At 73.5% G+C, this 4,378-nt stretch carries 6 protein-coding genes; 3 read left to right on the forward strand and 3 right to left on the reverse strand.

The window, feature by feature from the left end:
• Both ACIQOV_RS29500 and ACIQOV_RS29505 read right to left on the reverse strand, forming a co-directional pair.
• Positions 1–554: DUF6309 family protein (locus ACIQOV_RS29500; protein WP_401053612.1), on the reverse strand; the 554-nt coding region annotated here is incomplete at its 3' end.
• 11 nt (positions 555–565) lie between these two features.
• Positions 566–1,393: a phytanoyl-CoA dioxygenase family protein gene (locus ACIQOV_RS29505; RefSeq protein WP_380540512.1), complete on the reverse strand. Its 828-nt coding sequence runs from the start codon at positions 1,391–1,393 to the stop codon at positions 566–568.
• Positions 1,394–1,768: 375 nt separating this feature from the next.
• Here ACIQOV_RS29505 and ACIQOV_RS29510 point away from each other — a divergent pair, with 375 nt between their 5' ends.
• The 3 genes from ACIQOV_RS29510 (at position 1,769) to ACIQOV_RS29520 (ending at position 3,502) form a co-directional block, all read left to right on the forward strand.
• Positions 1,769–2,431: a TetR/AcrR family transcriptional regulator gene (locus tag ACIQOV_RS29510; protein WP_359898516.1), complete on the forward strand. Its 663-nt coding sequence runs from the start codon at positions 1,769–1,771 to the stop codon at positions 2,429–2,431.
• Between the two features lie 127 nt (positions 2,432–2,558).
• The gene (locus ACIQOV_RS29515) at positions 2,559–2,753 is read left to right on the forward strand and encodes a DUF1918 domain-containing protein (protein WP_359898515.1); all 195 of its coding nucleotides are present in this window, start codon (positions 2,559–2,561) and stop codon (positions 2,751–2,753) included.
• Positions 2,754–2,797: 44 nt separating this feature from the next.
• Positions 2,798–3,502 carry a DedA family protein gene (locus ACIQOV_RS29520; RefSeq protein WP_401053613.1) on the forward strand — a complete coding sequence of 235 codons (705 nt, stop codon included), beginning with the start codon at positions 2,798–2,800 and terminating at the stop codon, positions 3,500–3,502.
• Between the two features lie 7 nt (positions 3,503–3,509).
• On the opposite strand, the gene ACIQOV_RS29525 is transcribed toward ACIQOV_RS29520, so the two are convergent.
• A complete protein-coding gene (locus ACIQOV_RS29525) occupies positions 3,510–4,250 on the reverse strand; it encodes a PIG-L deacetylase family protein (protein ID WP_401053614.1) in 741 nt (246 codons plus the stop codon).
• Between the last annotated feature and the right edge of the window lie 128 nt (positions 4,251–4,378).

Raw genomic sequence — 4,378 nt, forward strand, 5'->3', positions numbered from 1 at the left:
CCCGTCCGGCCCGCCCGGGCCGGCCCGGCGACCACCCCCGGGTCGCCCACCAGGTACCCGTCGAGCAGCGCCCGCTCGGGCAGCCGTCCGGCCAACTCCCAAGCCAGCATGCGGTGCAGGCCGTCGAGGTGGATCAGACCGGACCGGACCGCGAGGTCCCCGTAGTCGGAGTGGTCGACCGGCGCGGTGCTGAGGAAGACGAGCGTGAACGGTGCCCACCGCAGCAGCCGCAGCTTGGCCGCGCAGACCGGGTTGGCGACGGCCCAGGCGGCTCCGCCGGCGCGGACCCGCTCGGCCGCCTCGGCCACCGTCAGCCCGGAGCGCGGCACCGTTTCGAGCTCCCCGCCCTCACTGAGGTGCCAGGGCAGCACGACGCCCAGGACGTCCGCCCGGGAGAGCCGGATCCGCCACCAGCCGCCGGGGATGCGGTCGGCACGTTCGAGGTTCTCCTCGCCGTACATGTTGCTGTTCGCCTCGTGGGCCCGCTCCACCGGGTGGTCCCGCAGGTAGGCGTCGTGGACCTCGGGGAAGGCGACGGCGGTGACGATCTCCACGGCAGTGCTCCTCAGACGGTTCCGGTGTACTCGGTGCGGGCGTGTTCGCCGGCGGTGTACTCGGTGAAGTGCCGCTCGGCGAACAGCTCGGGCCACTGGCCGTCGGCCAGGTCCAGTTCGCGGGCCCGGGCGAGCATCTGCCGCCAATAGGGCTTCACCGGGCGCCAGCGCGCCCCCACCTGGCAGTAGGAGGCGTCGACGAAGTACCGGGGGTGGCCCGGCCCTTCGGGCGCCGGTCTGCGGGTGTGGAACAGCGCCGAGTTGAGCAGCACCGTCGAGCCGGGCGGCAGCCGGTCGAGGACCACCTCGCCGGGCAGTTCCGCGGTGCCGTGGTGGGCGAAGGCGGACTTGCCGACGGTGCGCAGGTGCGAGCCGGGCAGCACGGCCAGGCTGCCGACCCGCTCGTCCAGTCCGCCGAGGTAGTGCAGCGCGTGGACCATCAGCAGCGACGGGTCGGAGCGGTCGTTGGGCTCGCAGTCGTGGTGCCAGGCCTTGCCCGGGATCCCCGGGTCCTGGCGGTCGCTGTGCAGGTGGTGGAAGACGAAGTCCGGCCCGAGCAGGCGGGTCAGGGTGCGCAGCAGCGGTGGGTGGGTGAGGAGTTCGCCGTGGGCGGGCAGTTCCAGTTCCAGCAGCGGGGGCGGTCCGTGGCGTAAGGGGTCGGCGCACGCGGCGATCGACCGGGCCCGCAGGCCCTCGTCCACCCACCGGTCGACCTCGGGGGCGAGCCGTTCGCGCAGCGCTTCCGGCAGCAGGCCGGGCAGGACCAGGTATCCGGACTCCAGGAACTGGCGGCGGTGCTCGGTGTCGAGGGCCTCACGCCCTCCGGAGTGCAGCGTCACCGAACCGATCCCCTCCTTCCGTCGGGCGGGCACACACAGGGTCGTGACGCCACAGGACGTGGCGTGGGCAGTGGAGGCACACGGTGTCGTCCAGACCTCGGGTGGCGGCGGTGCGTCCGTCACAGGCGTCTCGGCCGCCACAGCTGAATCGCGATCACCACGAAGAGGCATGAGTTGATCACGCAAAGTAGTCCGCCCCAGGAGTATGAACCTGTCATCGCGTCCACGACAAGGCCTATACCAGCTCGTGGACACCTTCCCGCCACCGTGCCGTTCAGCTCCGGCCACCAGTCGGCTCCCGCCCCACGGGGAACTCCGGGCCGTTCGCGCCCCGGTGATTCGCCGCCGTCACGGCGGATGCGGCACAGTGAGGTCATGAGCGACAGGAGTCACCCCGCCCCCGGACCGGTCAGGCGCCGCCCGGTCCAGCAGCGCAGCCTGGAGCGGTACGGCCGCATCCTGGACGCCTGCGCCGGGCTGCTGGACGAGGTCGGGGCGACCGCGCTCACCACCAAGGAGGTCGCCCAGCGCGCCCAGGTGCCGATCGGCACCCTCTACCAGTTCTTCGCCGGCAAGGAGGACCTGCTGGCCGCGCTCGCCACCCGCAACCTCGACCACTACCTCCAGCGCCTGGACGCCCGGCTGGCCGCCGCCGCACCGGTCGGCCCCGCCCTCTTCACCGACCTGGCCGTGGAGGAGTTCGTGGCGATGAAGCGCGCGGTGCCGGGCTTCGGCCAGCTGGACTTCGGCCTGGCGGGCCCGGCCGTCCCCACCGGCGTCCAGGACGACCTGCACCTGCTGGACGCGGGCGTGGACAACAACACCGCCGTCGCGCTGCGGCTCCAGGCGCTCGGCGGCGAACTGTTCCGGGCGGGCGACCCGTCGGCCACCACGCTGGCCCTGCGGGTGGCCCTGGAGGCCGCCGACGCGGTGCTCAAGCTGGCCTTCCGGGAGGCGCCCGACGGCGATCCGGCGCTGATCGCCGAGTGCAAGCGGCTGGTCCGCGGCTACCTCGCGCAACAGTCCTCCGCCCGCTGACGCCGAACCCCGCGCCCCGCGCGCGCCCCGTCCGCCCGAGGCGTTGCGCGCCCGCCGCACCCGCAGCACAGTGGATAGCGGGAACGGCCGTGGAGGCGGCCGGGCACACGACCCGAGGGAGCAGACCATGCAGGCAGCGGTAGGTGACCAGCTCCACATCCACAGCAGGTCGGTGGGCATGGTGGACCAGAAGGGCGAGATCGTCGAGGTGCGCGGCACCGACGGACAGCCGCCGTACATGGTCCGGTTCGAGGACGGCCACGAGGGTCTGATCTACCCGGGCCCCGACTGCAACATCGAGCGTCGCGAGGCGAACCTCTGACCGACACCCCCGTCACCCCGCCCCGCGCGAGGTGGTGAGGAGCGGTGTCCGCTCCCACGACCCCGCTGCCCGGGGCACTCGCCGGGCTCGCGCCACTGCTGGACCACTACGGGTACCTCGCGGTGGCGCTGCTCGTGCTGCTCGACAACTGCGGGATCCCGGTGCCCGGGCAGACCGTGCTGGTGCTGGCCTCGGTGTACGCCGGCGCCGGGCACCTCGACTTCGCCGCCGTCCTGCTGGTCGCGACCGGCGCCGCCGCCCTCGGCAACAGCCTCGGGTACCTGATCGGCCGCACCGGCGGGCGCGCCTTCGTCCACCGCTGGGGCCGCTACGTGCTGCTCACCCCGGCCCGGATGGACCGCGCCGAGGACTTCTTCGCCCGGCACGGCGGCAAGGTGGTCACGGTCGCCCGCTTCGTGGACGGGCTGCGCCAGTACAACGGGATCATCGCCGGGACCACGGAGATGCCCTGGCGCCGGTTCCTGCCGTTCAACCTGCTGGGCGCGGTGCTGTGGACGGCGGTCTGGGGCACCTTCGGCTACCTCGCCGGGGCCAACATCGGCGCGGTGTACCGCACGGCGCTGCACTACCAGGTCTGGTTCGCGGTCGGGCTGGGCGTACTGGTCGCCGCCGTCCTGCTCCGGCAGGTGCTGCGCCACCGGCGCCGGCGCCGCACGGGCGCCGGCACGGGCACGGGCACAGGAGCAGGCACCGACACCGGCACCGGCACCGGCACCGGGCCCGAGTAGCCGCGGGTCAGCGCAGCGGGAACACCTCGAACGGCACCGCGAAGCGCGTCCCCAGCCGGCTGCCCGCGCCCCGGCCGAAGCCCTCCAGGAACTCCCGCGGCTCCGCCATCGCCCCGCCCAGCCCGGCCAGGTACGCCTTGTGCTCCTCCAGCGAGGCGACGCCCCGGTCGAAGTGCGCGGTGGTGTCCACCGCGTGCCCGGCCTCCGGCGAGGCCACCGCCCAGATCTGCCGCACGCCGTTCCACGGCTCGTGGCCCTCGGCCAGCAGCTCGCGGAACACCCAGCGGTTCCCGGCGTCCCGGACCCCGTCCAGAGTGGCCCGGCCGACCGCGATGTGGTCCGCCTGGTTGAGGAACTGCCCGCCGTAGGTGTCCCGGAAGTTGCTGGTGATCACGATGTCCGGCCGGTGCCTGCGCACCACCCGGGCGATGTCCCGGCGCAGCGGCAGCCCGTACTCCACGACCCCGTCCGGGTGTCCGAGGAACTCGACGGTGTCGACGCCGACCACGCGCGCCGAGGCGATCTGCTCGGCCTCGCGCAGCGGGCCGCACTCGGCCGGGTCCAGCGAGTCGATGCCCGCCTCGCCGCTGGTGACCATCGCATAGACGACCTTCTTGCCCTGCGAGGTCCAGCGGGCGACGGCCGCGGCCCCGCCGTACTCCATGTCGTCGGGGTGGGCGACGATCGCCAGCGCGGTCCGCCAGTCCTCGTCGACGGGCTCGAAGGGCTCGGGGGCCTGCTCGGTCATGCTGCTCGTTCCTCTCGGTGCGGCTCGCGGTCGTACGGACGCACCACAGTCGCACGCCCGTACCACCCGCGACTCTAGAAGACCCGCTTCCCCCACGCCCCGTCAGACACCCACGCCCCGTCAGACAC

The organism is Kitasatospora sp. NPDC091257, from assembly GCF_044757675.1.
In the GTDB taxonomy this organism is placed as follows: Bacteria; Actinomycetota; Actinomycetes; order Streptomycetales; family Streptomycetaceae; genus Kitasatospora; species Kitasatospora lactacystinica.